The sequence below is a fragment of the Micromonospora sp. CNZ295 genome (genome assembly GCF_004217535.1).
This window is the reverse complement of sequence record NZ_SHKZ01000001.1, coordinates 5,745,232-5,763,986: the sequence shown is the minus strand read 5'-3', so window position 1 is coordinate 5,763,986 and position 18,755 is coordinate 5,745,232. Positions and strand designations below refer to the sequence as shown.

General features: G+C 72.3%; 17 protein-coding genes. 11 read left to right on the top strand and 6 right to left on the bottom strand.

The annotated features are described in order from the left end of the window. Positions 1-14: 14 nt before the first annotated feature. Genes EV376_RS26800 through EV376_RS26785 form a run of 4 tightly spaced genes read left to right on the top strand, consistent with a single transcriptional unit; the run spans position 15 to position 3,783 of the window. Positions 15-998, top strand: coding sequence for a branched-chain amino acid ABC transporter permease (locus EV376_RS26800; RefSeq protein WP_130327716.1), 984 nt, complete (start codon positions 15-17; stop codon positions 996-998). Continuing rightward, positions 995-2,152, top strand: a complete 1,158-nt coding sequence (locus EV376_RS26795; protein WP_130327714.1) for an ABC transporter permease subunit — start codon at positions 995-997, stop codon at positions 2,150-2,152. The genes EV376_RS26800 and EV376_RS26795 overlap by 4 nt, the downstream gene beginning before the upstream one ends. Further along, positions 2,145-3,083, top strand: coding sequence for an ABC transporter ATP-binding protein (locus EV376_RS26790; protein ID WP_130327712.1), 939 nt, complete (start codon positions 2,145-2,147; stop codon positions 3,081-3,083). The genes EV376_RS26795 and EV376_RS26790 overlap by 8 nt, the downstream gene beginning before the upstream one ends. Further along, positions 3,073-3,783 carry an ABC transporter ATP-binding protein gene (locus EV376_RS26785; RefSeq protein ID WP_130327710.1) on the top strand — a complete coding sequence of 237 codons (711 nt, stop codon included), beginning with the start codon at positions 3,073-3,075 and terminating at the stop codon, positions 3,781-3,783. The genes EV376_RS26790 and EV376_RS26785 overlap by 11 nt, the downstream gene beginning before the upstream one ends. A 105-nt stretch (positions 3,784-3,888) precedes the next feature. On the opposite strand, the gene EV376_RS26780 is transcribed toward EV376_RS26785, so the two are convergent. Continuing rightward, on the bottom strand, positions 3,889-4,134 hold the full coding sequence (locus tag EV376_RS26780; RefSeq protein ID WP_130327708.1) for a hypothetical protein: 246 nt from the start codon (positions 4,132-4,134) through the stop codon (positions 3,889-3,891). Positions 4,135-4,249: 115 nt separating this feature from the next. Between EV376_RS26780 and polA the strand changes: the two genes are divergently transcribed. Continuing rightward, a complete protein-coding gene (polA, locus tag EV376_RS26775) occupies positions 4,250-6,949 on the top strand; it encodes a DNA polymerase I (RefSeq protein ID WP_130327706.1) in 2,700 nt (899 codons plus the stop codon). A gap of 10 nt (positions 6,950-6,959) precedes the next feature. On the opposite strand, the gene EV376_RS26770 is transcribed toward polA, so the two are convergent. The 3 genes from EV376_RS26770 to EV376_RS26760 are packed head-to-tail and all read right to left on the bottom strand — an operon-like array spanning position 6,960 to position 8,465. Next, positions 6,960-7,391: a DUF3140 domain-containing protein gene (locus EV376_RS26770; RefSeq protein ID WP_130327704.1), complete on the bottom strand. Its 432-nt coding sequence runs from the start codon at positions 7,389-7,391 to the stop codon at positions 6,960-6,962. After that, positions 7,378-7,596 (bottom strand): hypervirulence associated TUDOR domain-containing protein, encoded by a 219-nt coding sequence (locus EV376_RS26765; protein WP_130327702.1) that lies wholly within the window; start codon positions 7,594-7,596, stop codon positions 7,378-7,380. The genes EV376_RS26770 and EV376_RS26765 overlap by 14 nt, the downstream gene beginning before the upstream one ends. 53 nt (positions 7,597-7,649) lie before the next feature. Beyond that, the gene (locus tag EV376_RS26760; protein ID WP_486482815.1) at positions 7,650-8,465 is read right to left on the bottom strand and encodes a class I SAM-dependent methyltransferase; all 816 of its coding nucleotides are present in this window, start codon (positions 8,463-8,465) and stop codon (positions 7,650-7,652) included. 373 nt (positions 8,466-8,838) lie between these two features. Here EV376_RS26760 and rpsA point away from each other — a divergent pair, with 373 nt between their 5' ends. Together rpsA and coaE are read left to right on the top strand one after the other, a co-directional pair. Next, on the top strand, positions 8,839-10,323 hold the full coding sequence (gene rpsA, locus EV376_RS26755) for a 30S ribosomal protein S1 (protein ID WP_130327699.1): 1,485 nt from the start codon (positions 8,839-8,841) through the stop codon (positions 10,321-10,323). A 254-nt stretch (positions 10,324-10,577) separates the two neighbouring features. Further along, positions 10,578-11,759, top strand: coding sequence for a dephospho-CoA kinase (gene coaE, locus EV376_RS26750; RefSeq protein WP_207228441.1), 1,182 nt, complete (start codon positions 10,578-10,580; stop codon positions 11,757-11,759). 4 nt (positions 11,760-11,763) lie between these two features. Here the strand turns inward: coaE and EV376_RS26745 are convergent, their stop codons facing one another. Then, on the bottom strand, positions 11,764-13,311 hold the full coding sequence (locus EV376_RS26745) for a hypothetical protein (RefSeq protein WP_130328882.1): 1,548 nt from the start codon (positions 13,309-13,311) through the stop codon (positions 11,764-11,766). Between the two features lie 528 nt (positions 13,312-13,839). On the opposite strand from EV376_RS26745, the gene uvrB reads away from it, so the two are divergent. The 4 genes from uvrB to EV376_RS26725 all read left to right on the top strand — a co-directional run bounded on the left by uvrB (position 13,840) and on the right by EV376_RS26725 (position 18,191). After that, positions 13,840-15,942, top strand: coding sequence for an excinuclease ABC subunit UvrB (gene uvrB / locus EV376_RS26740; RefSeq protein WP_130327695.1), 2,103 nt, complete (start codon positions 13,840-13,842; stop codon positions 15,940-15,942). 4 nt (positions 15,943-15,946) lie between these two features. After that, positions 15,947-16,798 carry a helix-turn-helix transcriptional regulator gene (locus EV376_RS26735; protein WP_130327693.1) on the top strand — a complete coding sequence of 284 codons (852 nt, stop codon included), beginning with the start codon at positions 15,947-15,949 and terminating at the stop codon, positions 16,796-16,798. Between the two features lie 23 nt (positions 16,799-16,821). After that, positions 16,822-17,190 (top strand): VOC family protein, encoded by a 369-nt coding sequence (locus EV376_RS26730; protein WP_130327691.1) that lies wholly within the window; start codon positions 16,822-16,824, stop codon positions 17,188-17,190. 140 nt (positions 17,191-17,330) lie between these two features. Next, positions 17,331-18,191, top strand: a complete 861-nt coding sequence (locus EV376_RS26725) for a Scr1 family TA system antitoxin-like transcriptional regulator (protein WP_130327689.1) — start codon at positions 17,331-17,333, stop codon at positions 18,189-18,191. A gap of 101 nt (positions 18,192-18,292) precedes the next feature. Here the strand turns inward: EV376_RS26725 and EV376_RS26720 are convergent, their stop codons facing one another. Further along, complete coding sequence (locus EV376_RS26720; protein ID WP_130327688.1) at positions 18,293-18,586, bottom strand: antibiotic biosynthesis monooxygenase family protein; 294 nt, start codon at positions 18,584-18,586, stop codon at positions 18,293-18,295. Positions 18,587-18,755: the final 169 nt, after the last annotated feature.

The window sequence follows — 18,755 nt, the reverse complement described above, 5'->3', positions numbered from 1 at the left end:
GCAAGGAGACCCCGGTGAATTTCGACGACCTCATTGGCCACATCGGCCAGCACACCGTCGACGGGTTGTCCAAAGGAGCGATCTACGCCCTGATCGCCCTGGGCTACACCCTGGTGTACGGCGTTCTGCGTCTGATCAACTTTGCCCACTCCGAAGTGTTCATGGTCGGTACCTTCGCGGTGCTGGGTCTGTGGACCGCCTTCGGGGTGGAGAACAACCCGCCGATCGGGCAGGCGGTGCTCTTCCTGGTGCTCGGTTTGATCGTCGCGGCGATCGCCTCCGGTGGCACGGCGCTGGCGATCGAACGGGTCGCGTACCGGCCCCTGCGGCGCAAGAACGCGCCGCCCCTCATCTTCCTGATCACCGCGATCGGTCTGTCGTTGGTGCTGGTCGAGGTCTTCGGCCTGGTGCTGCCGAGGCTCCTTGGCAGCGTGGTGCCGTCGATGTTCCAGCGGGAGCGGATCATCCTCGGCATGCCGACGATCATCGAGCAGAAGACGCTGTTCACGGTCCTTGGTACGGGGATCAGCAACATCCAGCTGATCGTGTTCGTGGCCGCCGTGGCGATGATGGCGATCCTGGACTGGTTCATCAACAAGACCCGCTACGGCCGGGGTGTGCGGGCGGTGGCCCAGAACCCGGAGACGGCGGCCCTGATGGGCGTCAACCAGGAGCGCGTGATCATGCTGATCTTCGTGCTCGGCGGCATCATGGCCGGCGCCGCGGCGCTGTTGTGGAGCATGCGGTTCGGGTTCACCCAGAGCAGCATCGGTTTCGTGCTCGGTCTCAAGGCGTTCACCGCGGCCGTGCTCGGTGGCATCGGTAACCTGCGCGGCGCGCTGCTGGGTGGTTTCGTCCTCGGCATCGTCGAGGTCTACGGCGCCACGCTCTTCGCGTCCAACTGGGAGGACGTCATCGCGTTCGTGGTCCTGGTCGTGGTGCTGATGTTCCGCCCGACCGGTCTGCTGGGCGAGTCGCTGGGGAGGGCCCGAGCATGATCGACAAGCTTCGCAAGGCGGATCGTCGCCGGGTCGGTGCCCTGGAGGCGGTCGGGGACCGCTGGCGGGCGCTGCCGAAGTGGCAGCGGGCCGTGGGCTTCCTCGCCTTCGTGGTGTTCCTCTACTACCTGCCGCTGCTCGGCATCCCGGGGTTGACCTGGCTGCGGACCGACTCGATCGACGGCGGCAGCAACTGGGCCGGTGTGCTGTTCACCTGCGCTGTCTACGTGCTGGTGGCGATCGGCCTGAACGTCGTGATCGGTCTGGCGGGCCTGCTCGACCTGGGCTACATCGGCTTCTTCGCGATCGGCGCGTACGCGGTGGCGCTGTTCGGCTCGGTGAACTCGCCGGTGGTCAAGTGGTTCCAGCAGGAGTTCGACCTGCCCCCGACGTGGGCGGTGACCTGGGCGGTCTGCGCGTTCATCGCGCTGGTGCTGGCGTTGATCTCCGGTGTGCTGCTGGGCTGGCCGACGCTGCGGCTGCGCGGCGACTACCTGGCGATCGTGACGCTGGGCTTCGGCGAGATCATCCGGATCGTCGCGCGCAACCTGGAGGGCGTCACCAACGGCCCGCAGGGCATCGCGGCGATCCCCGGGCCGGAGGGGCCGCCGTCGGCGGACAACAAGGTCTTCGGCCTGGTGGACGTGAAGCCGTGGTACTGGCTGGCGATCACGGTCGTGCTGGTGATGGTGTTCGCCGTGCGGCGGCTGGAGAACAGCCGGGTCGGCCGGTCCTGGCTGGCGATCCGTGAGGACGAGGACGCGGCCGCGGTGATGGGCGTGTACCCGTTCAAGTTCAAGCTGTGGGCGTTCGCTATCGGCGCGGCGCTGGGCGGCTTCGCCGGGTTCCTGTTCGGCAGCCGGTACGCGTTCATCGACCCGACCCAGTTCAATGTCAACCTCTCGGTCCTCTTCGTCGCCATGGTGGTCATCGGCGGTTCCGGCAACATGATCGGTGTGTCGCTGGGCGCGGTGCTGCTGGCGTACCTGCCGGAGCGGTTCCGGGAGATCGCCGACTACCGGTGGCTGGCGTTCGGCCTGGCGATGGTGCTGGTGATGGTCCTGCGTCCGCAGGGTCTGATCCCCAGCCGGCGACGTGCCCGCGAGTTGAAGGACCGCGCGGCGGAGGCGGAGGAGGCGCCCGCTCATGTCTGACGAGACCACCACCACGGCGGCGCCGAAGATCCCGGCGCAGCCGGGCCCGCGCAAGCCGCTGCTGGAGATCGACAACGTCACGCTCCGCTTCGGTGGCGTGGTCGCCCTCGACGGGATCAACTTCGAGATCCACGAGGGGGAGATCCTCGGCCTGATCGGCCCGAACGGTGCCGGCAAGACGACCTGTTTCAACGTGATGACCGGCGTCTACAAGCCGACCTCGGGGGCGGTCCGGTTCCGCGAGCAGCGGGTGACCGGGCGTAAGCCGCACCAGATCAGTCGGATGGGCATCTCCCGGACCTTCCAGAACATCCGGCTCTTCCCCGAGATGTCGGCGCTGGAGAACGTCATCGTCGGCACCGACTCCCGGCACAAGACCAGCGTGATCGGCGCGCTGTTCCGGATCCCGCGCAAGCGGCCCAGGCCGGAGGAGCTGCCGGAGGTCACCGCCGACGGCGGCGTCGTGCGCACCTGGCAGCAGCTGCGGCGGACGTTCGCCAAGACGTTCGGGATGTCCCGGCACATCCTGGAGGAGCGGGCGGCCGAGGAGAAGGCGATGGAGTTGTTGCGCTTCGTCGGCATCGCCGACCGGGCCAACGACGCCGCGCGCAACCTCCCGTACGGCTACCAGCGTCGGCTGGAGATCGCCCGGGCGCTCGGCACCGAGCCGAAGCTGATCTGCCTGGACGAGCCGGCGGCCGGGTTCAACCCGGCCGAGAAGGAGGAGCTGAACGACCTGATCCGGAAGATCCGGGAGATGGGCGTCACCGTGCTGCTGATCGAGCACGACATGCGCCTGGTCATGGGGGTCACCGACCGGATCGTCGTGCTGGAGTTCGGCCGCAAGATCGCCGAGGGTGCTCCGGCCGAGGTCAGCCGTGACCCGCGGGTGATCGCCGCGTACCTGGGGGAGCCCGCCGATGCTGCTTGAGCTGGACAACGTCACCGTGTCGTACGGCCGGATCGAGGCGCTGCACGGCATCAGTCTCTCGGTCAACGAGGGCGAGGTGGTGGCGCTGATCGGCGCGAACGGCGCCGGCAAGACCACCACCATGCGGGCCATCTCCGGAACGCGGGCGCCGTCGGCGGGCCGGATCAGCTTCAACGGCGAGGACATCAGCAAGCTGCGGGCCGACCTGCGGGTGGTCCGGGGTTTGTGCCAGTCGCCCGAGGGCCGGCAGATCTTCCCCGGCATGTCGGTGCTGGAGAACCTGGAGATGGGCGCGTACACCCGGCGGGATCACGCCGGGATCGCGGCCGATCTGGAACGGATCCTGGACATGTTCCCGCGGCTGCGGGAGCGGCGGAAGCAGCCGGGTGGCACCCTCTCCGGCGGTGAGCAGCAGATGCTGGCCGTCGGCCGGGCGCTGATGAGCCGGCCGAAGCTGCTGCTGCTGGACGAGCCGTCGATGGGTCTCGCCCCGATGATCATCCAGCAGATCTTCGACATCATCACGGAGATCAACCAGCAGGGCACCACGATCCTGCTGGTGGAGCAGAACGCCCAGCAGGCGCTCTCCCGCGCCCACCGGGGCTACGTGTTGGAGACCGGCCGGATCGTCAAGGAGGGCACCGGCCAGGACCTGCTGCACGACCCGGCGGTGAAGGAGGCGTACCTCGGCGTCGCCTGACGCACCGCAGACGCGAGCCGGCCGGCGAGGCACCCCTCGCCGGCCGGCTCGCGTGCGGGGACCGTCGCGGTGCGACGGGTCGTTCACCCGGTCCTGCCGCGGACCTCAGTTGATGTAGTAGCTCAGGTACCACCCGCGCTTGCCGCACCGGCCGCAGTTCTTCGGGTAGGTGGTGAAGGTGCAGTAGTGGGCCTCGTACTGGGAGCCCGCCTCGTGGCAGGCCGCCTCGGTGCCGTACGGGTTGGTGGTGTTGTGGATCCAGAAGCCGGCCTGGGCCGGGGTGGCCACGCCGATCACCCCGGTCAGCCCGAGGAGCGTCGTCGCCAGGGCACGGCTGGTCCATCTCTTCATTGGCAACCCCCGTTTCAGAGAAGATCGTCTAACTCTAACGGCTCTGGCGGAAGTTCGTTGTCCCCCTGCGAGGTGGCGCCGGGCGCTGTCAGGGGTACGGACTAGAGTCGCCACCGTGACAGCTACGACGCCGCGCCTGCTCCTCGTCGACGGACACTCCCTGGCCTACCGGGCGTTCTTCGCCCTGCCGGTGGAAAACTTCTCCACCACGACGGGCCAGCCGACCAACGCGGTCTACGGCTTCACCTCCATGCTGATCAACGTGCTGCGCGACGAGCGGCCGACGCACATCGTCGTGGCGTTCGACGTGTCCCGGCGCTCCTTCCGCACGGAGAAGTACGCGGAGTACAAGGCCGGTCGCAGCGAGACCCCGACCGACTTCAAGGGCCAGGTCAGCCTGGTCAAGGAGGTCCTGGCGGCGCTGCGCGTGCCGGTGGTGGAGAAGGAGGGCTACGAGGCCGACGACGTCATCGCCACCCTCGCCTGTCAGGCCCGCGACCAGGGCATGGAGGTGCTGATCACCACCGGCGACCGGGACGCGTTCCAGCTCGTCGGCGACGCCGTCACGGTGCTCTACCCGCGCAAGGGCGTCTCCGACCTGGCCCGGATGGACCCGGCGGCGGTCGAGGCGAAGTACGGGGTGCCCCCGGAGCGCTACCGCGACCTGGCCGCACTGGTCGGCGAGACCAGCGACAACCTGCCCGGCATCCCGGGCGTCGGGCCCAAGACCGCCGCGAAGTGGATCGCCACCTACGGCGGCGTGGAGGGGGTCGTCGCCCGGGCCGACGAGATCAAGGGCAAGGCCGGCGAGAGTCTGCGGGAGCGGCTCGCCGACGTGATCCGCAACTACGAGATCAACCGCCTGGTGTCCGACCTGGAGCTGCCGTTGCGCCCGGACGACGCGCGCTGGCCGGGGTGGGACCGGGAGGCGGTGCACCAGGTCTTCGACACGCTCGAGTTCCGCATCCTGCGCGACCGGCTCTACCAGTACCTGGAGGCCGTCGAGCCGGAGGCCGAGGCCGGCTTCGACCTCGCCGGCGAGGTGCTCACCGAGCCGGGCGCGCTGGCCGCCTGGCTGGGCGCGCACGCGCCGGCCGGCACGCCGGTCGGTGTCGCCGTCACGCTGGACACCGGCCCGAACCGGCGGCACACCGCCTCGGTGACCGGCATGGCGCTGGCCACCGCCGCCGGGGCGGGGGCGTGGTTCGACCCGGCCGGGCTGGTCGCGGCCGACGAGGCCGCGCTGGCCGGCTGGCTGGCCGACGAGGCCCGGCCCAAGGTGCTGCACGACAGCAAGCCGGCCGTGCTCGCCTTCGCCGCGCACGGGTGGTCGCTGGCGGGTATCGCCCGCGACACCCAGATCGCCGCGTACCTGGCCCGCCCCGACCAGCGGTCCTACGACCTCACCGACCTGGCCCTGCGGTACCTGCACCGCGAGCTGCGGGTCGACACGCCGGACACCGGCCAGCTCACCTTCGACGGTCTCGGCGACGACGGCGAGGCCGAGCAGAACCTGATGCTCCGCGCGCGCGCCACGCTCGACCTGGCCGACGCGATCGACGCCGAGCTGTCCCGCGACGGTGAGCAGTCGGCCCGGCTGATGGCCGGGGTGGAGCTGCCGCTGATGCGGGTCCTCGCCGGCATGGAGCGCACCGGTATCGCCGCCGACACGCACTACCTGTCGGAGTTGGAGGCGCACTTCGCCGCCGAGGTGAAGGCCGCCGCGCAGGGCGCGTACGCGGCGGTGGGGCGGGAGTTCAACCTGGGCTCGCCGAAGCAGTTGCAGGAGATCCTCTTCGGTGAGCTGGGCCTGCCGAAGACCAAGCGGATCAAGACCGGCTACACCACCGACGCGGACGCGCTGCAGTGGCTGTACGCGCAGAACCCGCACCCGGTGCTGGCGCACCTGCTGCGCCACCGGGACGTGGCGAAGCTGAAGACCACGGTGGACGGGCTGCTCAAGTCGGTCTCCGACGACGGCCGCATCCACACCACCTTCAACCAGACCGTGGCGGCCACCGGTCGGCTCTCCTCCACCGAGCCGAACCTGCAGAACATTCCGATCCGCACCGAGGAGGGCCGGCGCATCCGCCGGGCGTTCGTCGTCGGCGAGGGGTACGAGTGCCTGCTCACCGCCGACTACAGCCAGATCGAGATGCGGATCATGGCGCACCTGTCGGCGGACGACGCCCTGATCGAGGCGTTCAACTCCGGCCGGGACTTCCACGCGGCCACCGCGTCGTCGGTGTTCACGGTGCCGGTCGAGGCGGTCACCGCCGACCAGCGGCGCAAGATCAAGGCGATGAACTACGGCCTGGCGTACGGGCTGAGCGCGTTCGGCCTCTCCCAGCAGCTCGGCATCACCGCCGAGGAGGCGCGCGGCCTGATGGAGGACTACTTCGCCGGGTTCGGCGGGGTGCGCGACTACCTGCAGGAGGTGGTGGCGCGGGCCCGGCACGACGGCTACACGGAGACGATCCTCGGTCGCCGTCGCTACCTGCCCGACCTGGTCAGCGACAACCGGCAGCGGCGGGAGATGGCCGAGCGGATGGCGCTCAACGCCCCGATCCAGGGCTCCGCCGCCGACATCATCAAGGTCGCGATGCTGCACGTCGACACGGCGCTGCGCGACGCGGGGCTGCGGTCCCGGATGCTGCTGCAGGTGCACGACGAGCTGGTGTTCGAGGTCGCCCCCGGCGAGCGGGAGGCCCTCGAGGACCTGGTGCGGCGGGAGATGGGTGGGGCGTACCCGCTGTCGGTGCCGTTGGAGGTGTCGGTCGGCGAGGGCCGGGACTGGAACAGCGCCGACCACTGACCGGCGGCGGTCAGCGTCCCGGCCCCCGGCGCTCCTTCGGTGGGGCGCCGTGCCGCTGCAGCGCCTTGCGGGACGGGCCGCCGGGCGGCGGCAGCGGGCCCTTGGTCGGGTCGTGGCCCCAGTTCATCAGGGAGTAACGCCACCGGGTTGCGCGGACGTCACCGCTCGGACGCTGGGCCATGTGCCGGCGGACGTAGCCGACCACCTTGCGCATGTGCCGGTAGTCGTCGTCGGTGAGGTCGGCGCGCCTGCGTCGCAGCAGGCCGATGATCCGGCGTCCGGACTCGTGGCCGACCGACTCGCCGCCCCGGGTGGACTTCCGCCAGCCGACGTGCTTCGACTCCTCGGTCTCGAGCCACTTCGACAGCTCGCCGGGCTTCATGTTCACCGCCTCGGTGAACTCCCGGTACGTCTGCTGCGGATCCTCGTCACGACGGCTCACGGCGCAGCACCTCCGGCCGGTGGGCGACGTCCCGTCCCGAGTGGTCGTTGCGGATCCGGTACTGCGGGTGCTCCGGCGAGGCGTTCACCGGGTGCCCGCGGACGTGCGTCCGGTCGATCAGCTTCTCCTTGACCACGCCGTGGGCCCGGCCGCTGTGGCTGGCCCAGGAGACGTGGTCGCCCTCGTGGAACTCCTGCTCGGCCATGCGGCCCGGTTACCCGGTCCGACCGGGTGGTAACGACCCCGGGGATCTGGGCGTCAGGTGCCCGGCTTGTCGGCGACGAAGATGGCGGTGCCGGGGAACAGCCGGCCGCGCAGCGGGCTCCACTGCCCCCAGATCCCCTCGTGCTCCGGCGGCCACTCCGGCTCCACCAGGTCCACCAGGCGGAAACCGGCGCCGACCAGCTCGCGGACCCGGTCGCCCAGCGTGCGGTGCTGCTCGACGTAGGTGGCGACGCCGTGCTCGTCCTGCTCCACGTAGGGGGAGCGGTCGAAGTACGAGTGCACCGCGACCAGGCCGGCCTCCCCGGGGTCGTCGAGGAAGATCCAGCGCATCGGGTGGGTGACCGAGAACACCCACCGCCCGCCGGGGCGCAGCACCCGGGCGACCTCCCGCATCGCGGCCGCCGAGTCGGCGACGAACGGCACCGCCCCGAACGCCGTGCACACCACGTCGAACGCGGCGTCGGCGAACGGGAGGGCGAGCGCGTCGGCCTGCACCAGCGGCACGCGTACGCCGGTGCGGTCGGCGGCGAGCGCGGCGTGCCGCAACATGCCGGCGGACAGGTCCAGTGCGACCGGCCGCGCGCCCTGCGTGGCGAGCCAGCGGGCGGCCGCGGCGGCTCCGGCGCCGAGTTCCAGGACGCGGCGTCCGGCCAGCTCCCCGAGCAGCCGCGCGTCCTTCTCGCGCAGCCCTTCCGGGCACCAGACGAAGTCCACCTCGCCCAGGAACGCCCCGTGCTCGGCCTGGTAGGCGTCGGCGTCGGCGTCCCACCAGCGGCGGTTCGCCCGGCGCGCCTCGGCGTCGCCGACGGCGCGGCGGGTCACCCGGCTGTCGTCGTCCACCCGCCTCACGCTAGGCGGCGCCCGGTCGCCGCCGCACGGCGGGGCCGCTACGGTGCTCGGTGCGACCAACGGGGCCGGTGTGACTCGTGCTACAACTGAGGCGACTTCCGGTCGAAATCTCCGCTTTCGCAGCTGACGAGGTGGCGATGAGGTGGGAGGGCTTGCACGCTGTGGTAATGCAGCGGGTAGGCTAGACGATGCGCTCGCGGATCGTGTGCCTCGGCAGGGAGCAGGTGCGCGGTCTCCGGGACCACTGGCGAAGCTTCATCATGATCTCACTTGGTGACTGTTCGGTGTACCCGGCGGCGGATCCGCTGGCGCGAACAGGTCACCGCGGCCGACGTCCGCGATGACAACCCATCCGACCGGAGCAACCGCCCACATGACGAGCAGCATCGAGGCCCCCTCGAGCGCCACCAAGGTCACCGTCGACGATCTCGGTTCCGAGGAGGCTTTCCTCGCCGCGATCGACGAGACCATCAAGTACTTCAACGACGGCGACATTGTCGAAGGCACCGTCGTCAAGGTCGATCGGGACGAGGTCCTGCTCGACATCGGCTACAAGACCGAGGGCGTCATCCCCTCTCGGGAGCTGTCGATCAAGCACGACGTGGACCCCGCCGAGGTCGTCTCGGTCGGTGACCACATCGAGGCCCTTGTCCTCCAGAAGGAGGACAAGGAGGGGCGTCTGATCCTCTCGAAGAAGCGCGCGCAGTACGAGCGCGCCTGGGGCACGATCGAGAAGATCAAGGACGAGGACGGCGTCGTCCGTGGCTCGGTCATCGAGGTGGTCAAGGGTGGCCTCATCCTCGACATCGGGCTGCGCGGCTTCCTGCCGGCCTCCCTGGTCGAGATGCGCCGCGTGCGTGACCTGCAGCCGTACGTGGGCCGTGAGCTCGAGGCCAAGATCATCGAGCTGGACAAGAACCGCAACAACGTGGTCCTGTCCCGCCGGGCCTGGCTCGAGCAGACGCAGTCCGAGGTGCGCACCGAGTTCCTCAACAAGCTCCAGAAGGGGCAGGTCCGCAAGGGCGTCGTGTCCTCGATCGTCAACTTCGGCGCGTTCGTCGACCTGGGCGGCGTGGACGGCCTGGTGCACGTCTCCGAGCTGTCCTGGAAGCACATCGACCACCCGTCCGAGGTCGTCGAGGTGGGCCAGGAGGTCGAGGTCGAGGTCCTGGACGTCGACCTGGACCGCGAGCGGGTCTCGCTGTCGCTGAAGGCGACCCAGGAGGACCCGTGGCGCCAGTTCGCCCGCACCCACGCGATCCAGCAGATCGTGCCCGGTAAGGTCACCAAGCTGGTGCCGTTCGGCGCGTTCGTCCGGGTCGACGACGGCATCGAGGGCCTGGTCCACATCTCCGAGCTGGCCGAGCGCCACGTGGAGATCCCGGAGCAGGTCGTCCAGGTCGGCTCCGAGGTCATGGTCAAGGTCATCGACATCGACCTGGAGCGCCGCCGGATCTCGCTGTCGCTGAAGCAGGCCAACGAGGGCTTCGTCGAGGGCGAGGAGCACTTCGACCCGACCCTCTACGGGATGGCCGCGACGTACGACGCCGAGGGCAACTACATCTACCCGGAGGGCTTCGACCCGGAGACGGGCGAGTGGCTCGAGGGCTACGAGAAGCAGCGCGAGACCTGGGAGCAGCAGTACGCCGAGGCCCGTCAGCGCTGGGAGGCCCACCAGAAGCAGGTGCAGACCTCCCGCGCCGCCGACGCCGAGGCCGCTGCCAACCCGGCCCCGGCCACCGGCACCACCACCACGACCAGCCCGGCTCCGAGCCGGCAGGCCGAGGAGCCGGCTGGCACCCTCGCCACCGACGAGGCGCTCGCCGCGCTGCGGGAGAAGCTCGCCGGCGGCAAGTGACCCGACGAAGTCCAGTTCGCCGCAGGGCGGCCTGGCACCGGCACTGAGGAAGGGCCCCGTCCCCGCGATCGAGAGATCGCCGGAGGCGGGGCCCTTCCGCATGCCCAACCCCCAACCCACCCCGCCCGCGATCGCGCGGTTTCGGGCGAGCCGCGAGAGCCGCGTCTCGCGGGCACAACCGCACGATCGCGGAGGTTTGGGAGAGAGGAGGGGGTGGGTCTGCGGGTTGGCGGTTGATCCGGTTGACTGGTGCGGTGCTGATGGTGGGATTGACCGGCGGGATCGGGTCCGGCAAGAGCGCGGTCTCGGCCCGGCTGGCGCAGCGGGGCGCGGTGATCGTCGACGCCGACGTGGTCGCCCGTGAGGTGGTCGCACCGGGCACGGAGGGCCTCGCCGAGGTCGTCGCCGCGTTCTCCGACCGCGTGCTCCGCCCGGACGGCGGGCTCGACCGGGCCGCGCTGGGCGCCCTGGTCTTCGCCGACGAGGCGGCCCGCCGCAGGCTGGAGGCCATCACGCATCCGCGGGTGCGGGCCCGCACCGCCGAGCTGGTGGCCGCGGCGCCCGCCGACGCGATCGTCGTCAACGACGTGCCGCTGCTGGTGGAGGTGGGGCTGGCCGCGACGTACCACCTGGTGGTCGTGGTGCAGACGGCCGTGCCGATCCGGCTGGAGCGGCTGACCCGCGACCGCGGGATGGATCCGGCCGAGGCGCGGCGGCGCATCGCCGCGCAGGCCGACGACGAGCGTCGCCGGGCGGCGGCGGACGTGGTGCTCGCCAACGACGGCACCCTCGCCGAGCTGCACGCCGCGATCGACGCCCTCTGGGCGGACCGGTTGCTGCCCTACGAGGCGAACCTCCGGCATCGGCGGGCGGTCCGGACGTCCCGGGTGGAGCTGGTCGACGCCGACCCGACGTGGCCGCAGCAGTACGCCCGGCTGGCCGCCCGGATCCGGCACGCCCTCGCCCCGGCGGACCTGCGCATCGACCACATCGGCTCGACGGCCGTCCCGGGTCTGGCCGCCAAGGACGTGATCGACATCCAGCTCACGGTGCCGCGCCTCGAGGACGCCGACGGGCCGATGGCCGAGCGCCTCGCGGCCGCCGGGTTCCCCCGGCTGCCCGGGCAGTGGTGGGACACGGCCCGGCTGCCGAGCGCGGACCGGTGGCCGAAGCGGCTGCACGGCAGCGCGGACCCGGGCCGGCCGGTGAACCTGCACATCCGTGCGGCGGGTTCGCCGGGCTGGCGGTACGCGCTGCTGATGCGTGACCACCTGCGGGCCGACCCGGACCAGCGGTCCGCGTACCTGCAGCTCAAGCGCGAGCTGGCGGGGTCCGCGCCGGACAGCGCCGCGTACCCCACCGCCAAGGACCCGTGGTTCGACGAGGAGTACCTGCGGGCGGAGGAGTGGGCCGCGCAGACCGGTTGGCGGCCCTGACCGCTCAGCGTCGGACCGGCCCGCCCGGGCCGTCCGTTCGGGGCACCGGCCCCGGTACGAGGTCCAGCTGGGCCCATGTTCCCGCCGCGGTCCGCAGCTCCACGCGGTGCGGCAACCCGGACCGGTCGAGCCAGTGGCGCACGGGGCCGTCCGGCGTGTCCATCTCCAGCACGTCGAGGTCGGTCTCGGCCAGCCGCTCACCCCGGACCCGCAGCACCGTGCCGGCCGGGGCGGTGGTCGCCGTGCGCAGGGCGGCGGCCACCAGGGCGGTGAGGCCGTCGACCGGGGCCGGCGTCCAGCCGCGGGCGGGTGCCGGCAGCGGTGGCTGTCCGGGCGGCCCGCCCTCGACGGGTGCCGACACCTCGACCTGGGTGGCGCGGGCACCGTCGTGCCGCAGCAGCGTCCGCCGTCCCGGCGTCTCGAGGCCGGTGACGGCGAGGTACGCGCTGTGCCGGCGCCAACTGATCCACCCGGCTCCGGTCAGGTTCCGGTCCGGGGCGAGGGGAGCGGTCAGCGTGACAGCGGCCCCGCCCGCCGCCCGTAGCCGGGCGGGCAGCGCGGCCAGGCGGCGCCGTTCGGCCGCGGTGAGTGCCCGTGGCGTCCCGGGCCGTCCGCCGAGTGCCTCCACCGGGCGCAGTGTGGGCCGGTCGGTCCGGTTCAGCTGCACGGCGACGGGGCCGGCGCCGGCCAGCCGGACCTCCAGCCGGTTGAGTCGGGCGTCGCGGTCCACCCACCAGCGCGCCGGCCCCGCCGCGGCCGGCGGTGCCGGCGTGCCGGAGCGGGCCGGTGGCAGTGGCGCGTCGAGGACGTCCAGCGGCCCGGCCGGCAGGTCGGTCCGCCCGGTCCAGCGGGCGGCGCCCGGGTCGGGCGGGTCGGGTCGGTCGGCGGCGAGCCCGAACAGCAGGTCGAGCAGGACCGCGAGACGCCCGCCGGCGGGCAGCGCGGCCAGGCGCCACCGGTCGGCGGGCGGTACCAGCGGCGGCGACGCCGGAGTCGGTACGGCGGCCGGGTCCGGGCGGAGCAGCGCCACCCCGGGTGTCGCCTGGAGCAGCCCCCGCTCAGCGCCGGCCCCCGGGCCGCCGACGTCCAGGTAGACCAGCGGACGGGACCAGTCGACCCAGCCGATGAGCTCGGTGCGCCCGGCCCCGGTGCCCATGGTCACGTGCACTCCGGCCCGCAGGTCCCGGTAGTTGGTGACCCGCACGGCGGCGAGCCGGGTGCGCTCGTCGACGGTGAGGGCGCGCGGCTCGGGCCGCTCGGGCGCCCAGCTCAGCCCGACGACGAGGGCTGCGGCGGAGAGCACGGCGACCGCGGCGAGCGCGCCGAGGACGGCCCGGCGGTGGCCGGTGACCACCCGGGGGAACTGTCCCGTCTGGGTGCCGGCCGGCAGCGGCCGGTGCGCGGGCGGCACCGGGATGCTGGCGGGGGCCCGGCGCCGACGGCCGATGCCGCGCGCGGCGCGTGATGGCCGGCGGAGGCCGCGTGGGGCCGTGCCGGCGACCGGCGGGACCGGCTCGGGGCGGTCCGGTTCGGGCCGGCCCGGCGCGGCCAGGTCCGGTTCGGGCGAATCCGGTTCGGGCGGGTCGGGCGCGACCAGGTCCGCCTCGGGCGGGTCGGGTGCGACCAGGTCCGCCTCGGGCGGGTCGGGTGCGACCAGGTCCGCCTCGGGCGGATCCGGCGCGACCAGGTCCGGCTCTGGCGGGTCCGGTCGGCCCGGGCCGGGACCGGTGCGCGGCCGGCGGCCGGACTCGGTGGGCGTGCGGCGGGGACGGGCGGAGGACTCCACGGATGTTGAACGGAATTCGCCCGCCGGGGGTGACGTATAGGGGCGCTCGCGGCGGCCGGTCGGCGCCCTCAGCGCGACCACGTCGGGTGCGCACGCCGATGCGGGTGCTGCGACCCCTCGTGCCGGGGGCGGCCGGCCGTCGAGGGCTGGCCACCGGCCCGGTCGGCCGCCGCGAGCGGCCTACGCGGAAAGCGTAGCCCGGCGGGATGGGGCACACAATGGGAATATCGAAGCCGATCAGGGACCGTCGGTAGTGGCGCCGGAGTGTCGGACCCCGGGCGTACCGTTGGGGTCATGGCGCTCGACATTCCGCGGCTCGACGGCCGCTTCCAGGTCGTCAGCGAGTTCCAGCCGGCCGGTGACCAGCCGGCGGCGATCGACGAGCTGGAGCGGCGGGTCCGCCGCGGCGACCGCAACACGGTGCTGCTCGGTGCGACCGGCACCGGCAAGAGCGCCACCACGGCGTGGCTGATCGAGCGGATGCAGCGCCCGACGCTCGTCCTGGCTCCCAACAAGACGCTCTGCGCCCAGCTGGCGAAGGAGTTCAGCGAGCTGCTGCCGCACAACGCGGTGGAGTACTTCGTCTCCTACTACGACTACTACCAGCCCGAGGCGTACATCCCGCAGACCGACACCTACATCGAGAAGGATTCCTCGATCAACGAGGAGGTGGAGCGGCTGCGGCACTCGGCGACGATGTCGCTGCTCACCCGGCGCGACGTGGTGGTGGTCGCGACCGTCTCGGCGATCTACGGCCTGGGCACGCCCGAGGAATACCTGGACCGCGCCGTGCGGGTGACCGTCGGCCAGGAGCTCGACCGCGACCAGCTGCTGCGCCGGCTGGTCGACATCCAGTACACGCGTAACGACATGGCCTTCCAGCGGGGCACGTTCCGGGTTCGCGGCGACACCCTGGAGATCATTCCGGCGTACGAGGAGCTGGCGGTCCGCATCGAGCTGTTCGGGGACGAGGTGGAGAAGCTCTACTACCTCAACCCGCTGACCGGCGACGTGGTCCGTGAGGTCGACCACCTGCTGATCTTCCCGGCCACGCACTACGCGGCCGGCCCGGAGCGGATGGAGCGGGCGATCCGCGACATCGAGACCGAGCTGGGCGAGCGGCTGGCCGAGCTGGAGCGGCAGGGCAAGCTGCTGGAGGCGCAGCGGCTGCGGATGCGCACGACCTACGACATCGAGATGATGCGGCAGGTCGGCTTCTGCTCCGGCATCGAGAACTACTCGATGCACATCGACGGCCGGCTGCCCGGCAGCCCGCCGCACTGCCTGCTCGACTACTTCCCGGACGACTTCCTCACCGTCGTCGACGAGTCGCACGTGACGATCCCGCAGATCGGCGGCATGTACGAGGGCGACGCCTCCCGCAAGCGGATGCTGATCGACCACGGTTTCCGCCTGCCCAGCGCCGCCGACAACCGGCCGCTGCGCTTCGACGAGTTCCTCGAGCGGGTCGGTCAGATGGTGTTCCTGTCGGCCACGCCCGGCCCGTGGGAGCTGGAGCAGGCGCAGGGCGAGTACGTGGAGCAGGTGATCCGGCCGACCGGCCTGGTCGACCCGGAGGTGGTGGTCAAGCCCACCAAGGGCCAGATCGACGACCTCATGCACGAGATCAAGCTGCGCACCGAGCGGGACGAGCGGGTGCTGGTCACCACGCTGACCAAGAAGATGGCCGAGGACCTGTCGGACTACCTCCTGGAGAACGGCATCCGCGTGCGCTACCTGCACTCCGAGGTGGACACGCTGCGCCGGGTCGAGCTGCTGCGGGAGCTCCGCAAGGGCGACTACGACGTGCTGGTCGGCATCAACCTGCTGCGTGAGGGCCTGGACCTGCCCGAGGTGTCGCTGGTCGCCATCCTCGACGCGGACAAGGAGGGCTTCCTGCGCAGCGGCCGGTCCCTGATCCAGACGATCGGCCGGGCGGCGCGCAACGTGTCCGGCCAGGTCCACATGTACGCGGACAAGATCACTCCGTCGATGGCGGAGGCGATCGAGGAGACCAACCGGCGGCGGGCCAAGCAGATCGCGCACAACGAGGCGCACGGGGTCAGCCCGGAGCCGCTGCGCAAGAAGATCCACGACATTCTCGACGACATCTATCGCGAGGCGGAGGACACCGACACCCGCATCGGCGGTGCGGTGCGGCAGCTGTCCCGGGGCAAGGCGCCGGTCAAGGAGACCCGTAGCCGGGGCCGGGCCGCCGCCGGACCGGCCCGGGAGGGGATGGCCCGCGCCGAGTTGGCCGAGCTGATCCAGGAGCTGAACGACCAGATGCTCGCGGCCGCGCGGGAGCTGCAGTTCGAGCTCGCCGCCCGGATCCGCGACGAGATCGCCGAGCTGAAGAAGGAGCTACGCGGCATGGACGCCGCCGGCGTGAAGTGACGGCATGACAGGCCTTGACGAGATGGTGGTCGGCACCCCCGGGGCGGGGCTGCGCCCGTACGTGGACCACTACCTCGGCTACCGGGAGACGGCCCGGGTCCCGCTGGTGCGCCGCCAGGCGGCCGGTGCGTTCGTCGTCCTCATCCTGGGCTGGGGCGACCCGCTGGACGTGGTCGACCCGCGCGGGCCCGACCTCGGCGCCGCCGGTGTGACGTCGTTCGTCGCCGGGCCGTACGACGGTTGGTGCACCACGTCCACGCAGGGCGTCGGGACGGGGGTGGAGCTGCTCCTCACGCCGCTCGCCGCGCGCCGGCTGCTCGGCCTGCCGCTGGGCGAGCTCACCAACCGGGCGGTCGCCGCCGATCGGCTGCCCGACCCGTGGCTGGCCCGGCTGCGCGACCGGCTCGCCGCGGAGGCCACCTGGCCCGCCCGGTTCGCGCTGCTCGACCGGGCGGTGGCCGGCCGGCTGGCGGAGGCCGCGCCGCTCGACCCCCGGCTCGGTCACGCCTGGCGGCTGCTCACCCGCACCGCGGGCCGGGTCGGCGTCGCCCAGCTCGCCGACGAGTTGGGCTGGAGCCGCCGGCACCTGGCCGTCCGCTTCCGGCAGGAGATCGGGCTGGCGCCGAAGACGGCGGCCCGGTTGCTGCGGTTCCAGCGCGCGTACGCGACCCTGTCCCGGAATGTGCTGCCCGTCCCGACGGGCGGCACCGTGCCGGTCGGGGAGTACGCCGGCTGGGCCGAGCTGGCCGTGCGCTGCGGGTACTTCGACCAGTCGCACCTGATCCGGGACTTCCGGCAGTTCGCCGGCGCCACCCCGGCCGCGCTGGCGGGATCACATTCGTCCAATCCGGCCTGATCGGCGCGCGGCAGGATCGAGGCATGCGAAGCATCTACCCGGTATTCCGTTACCCCGACGCCCGTATCGCGATCGAGTGGCTCCGCGCCGCATTCGGCTTCCAGGTCCACGCCGTGCACGACGCGCCCGACGGCAGCGTCGCGCACGCCGAACTCGTCCTCGGCGACGGCATGATCATGATCGGGGCGGGGCCCGGGCCGCGGGCCCGTCCGGCCGACGACGACTACAGCGTCTACGTGGCCGTCGACGACCTCGACGGGCATCACGAGCGGGCCCGGGCCGCCGGCGCCGAGATCGTCCGGCCCCCGTTCGACACCGACTACGGCTCGCGCGACTACGTGGCCCGCGACCTGGCCGGGCAGGTCTGGTCGTTCGGCACGTACCGGCCCTGAGGCGGCACCCGGGCCCGGCCGGCGCACGGGGATGGCCGGCGCACGGGGGTGGCCGGGGTCCCGGGACCGTCGCTTTCCGCGAGCGCTCTATTGCGCTGGGTGACCGTCCTGCGTACTCTCCCTCGGTGGGGAGGCGGGAAATGCCGTTGCCAACAAGTCCGGTCATCCGACGCGCGCGACTCGGTGCCGAGCTGCGCCAACTGCGTCGACGCGAGGCGCTCACCCTGGAGCAGGTCTGCGACCGGCTCGGCTGGGCCTCCACCTCGAAGCTGTCCCGCATCGAGCTCGGCCAGAGCCGGCCGGACCTCGCCGACGTGCTGGACCTGCTCGACGTCTACCAGGTGCCGCCGGCGCAGCGGGACGCGCTCATCGTCATCGCGCGGGACGCGGCGACCAGCCGGGGCTGGTGGCGGGCGCTGGGCGAGATGGGGGAGCGGCAGCGCACGTACGCGGAGCTGGAGGCCGGGGCGGCGAGCATCGTGGACTGGCAGCCCGCCGTCGTGCCGGGGTTGTTGCAGACCCCGGCGTACGCGCGGCTGCGGATCAGCGCGGCGCACCTGGTGGATTCCACCGTGGACGTCGAGGGCGACGTGCGCGCCCGGCTGATCCGGCACGACGTGCTGCGGCGGGAGGACCCGCCCCGGTACACGGCCGTGCTCGCGGAGGCGGTGTGCGACCCGGGCGACATGCCGCCGGACGTGTGGCGGGAGCAGCTGCGGCACCTTCTCGACCTGGCCGAGCTGGCGAACGTGACGATCCGCCTGCTCCCCCGCGACCGGGTGCCGCGCGGCGGGGTGCAGCCGCTGACGCCGTACTCCTGCTATTCCTTCCCGGACCCGGCCGACCCCCGCACCGTCATGCTGGAGGCGCTGACCACCGACGTCCGGCTGGTCGCTCCGTTGGACGTGGACCGGTACGAGCGGCTGACCGCCTGGCTGCTGGACGCCGCGCTCTCGCCGGAGGAGACGGTGGCGGCGCTCGGCGGGCGGCTCGCCGGCTGACCGGCGGCACGCCGCGCGGCCACCGGGCCCGGCGCCCCCGAGCCCGTCGGGACCGGCGGCCGGCGCGTGCGGGAGCACGATAGACGGCGGGTACGACAGCCTCAGGCCGGCACGTCGGTGAAGTGCTCGACCAGCGGCGGGTTGGCGAAGTGCGGGCCGATCAGTTCCCGCCACCGGGTGAACCGCTCGGTGGCGCGGAAGTTCTCGTCGTGCGCCTCGACCGAGTCCCACTCGACCAGCAGCACGAACCGGGTGGGGGACTCGACGCCCCGGGTCATCCGCACCGACCGGCAGCCGGGCGTGCCGGCGAGCACCGGGTGGCCCTCGGCGTACGCGGCGGCGAACGCGTCCTCGTGTCCGGGCAGTACGTCGATCAGCGCGACCTCAAGCACCATATGCGCAGCCTCCCACGGGGGCCCGGGGAGTTCGCAGCGGGGCCGGGTTCCCCGCGGGCGGGCGGAGCCGCCTGCCCGCTCCGCGAACCAGGGCTAGCCTCCTAGGACACCCTGCGTGACGTGCGGCGGGGCACTCGACCAGGGGCGTACGGCAGGAAGGGGTCGGCCG

Excerpts from the sequence above, each read along its gene's own strand:
- EV376_RS26795 (WP_130327714.1), top strand. The coding sequence starts at position 995 with ATGATCGACAAGCTTCGCAAGGCGGATCGTCGCCGGGTCGGTGCCCTG.
- EV376_RS26720 (WP_130327688.1), bottom strand. The coding sequence starts at position 18,586 with ATGGTGCTTGAGGTCGCGCTGATCGACGTACTGCCCGGACACGAGGAC.
- EV376_RS26765 (WP_130327702.1), bottom strand. The coding sequence starts at position 7,596 with ATGGCCGAGCAGGAGTTCCACGAGGGCGACCACGTCTCCTGGGCCAGC.
- EV376_RS26730 (WP_130327691.1), top strand. The coding sequence starts at position 16,822 with ATGCGAAGCATCTACCCGGTATTCCGTTACCCCGACGCCCGTATCGCG.
- EV376_RS26780 (WP_130327708.1), bottom strand. The coding sequence starts at position 4,134 with ATGAAGAGATGGACCAGCCGTGCCCTGGCGACGACGCTCCTCGGGCTG.
- EV376_RS26790 (WP_130327712.1), top strand. The coding sequence starts at position 2,145 with ATGTCTGACGAGACCACCACCACGGCGGCGCCGAAGATCCCGGCGCAG.
- uvrB (WP_130327695.1), top strand. The coding sequence starts at position 13,840 with ATGGCGCTCGACATTCCGCGGCTCGACGGCCGCTTCCAGGTCGTCAGC.
- EV376_RS26725 (WP_130327689.1), top strand. The coding sequence starts at position 17,331 with ATGCCGTTGCCAACAAGTCCGGTCATCCGACGCGCGCGACTCGGTGCC.
- rpsA (WP_130327699.1), top strand. The coding sequence starts at position 8,839 with ATGACGAGCAGCATCGAGGCCCCCTCGAGCGCCACCAAGGTCACCGTC.
- EV376_RS26785 (WP_130327710.1), top strand. The coding sequence starts at position 3,073 with ATGCTGCTTGAGCTGGACAACGTCACCGTGTCGTACGGCCGGATCGAG.
- EV376_RS26735 (WP_130327693.1), top strand. The coding sequence starts at position 15,947 with ATGACAGGCCTTGACGAGATGGTGGTCGGCACCCCCGGGGCGGGGCTG.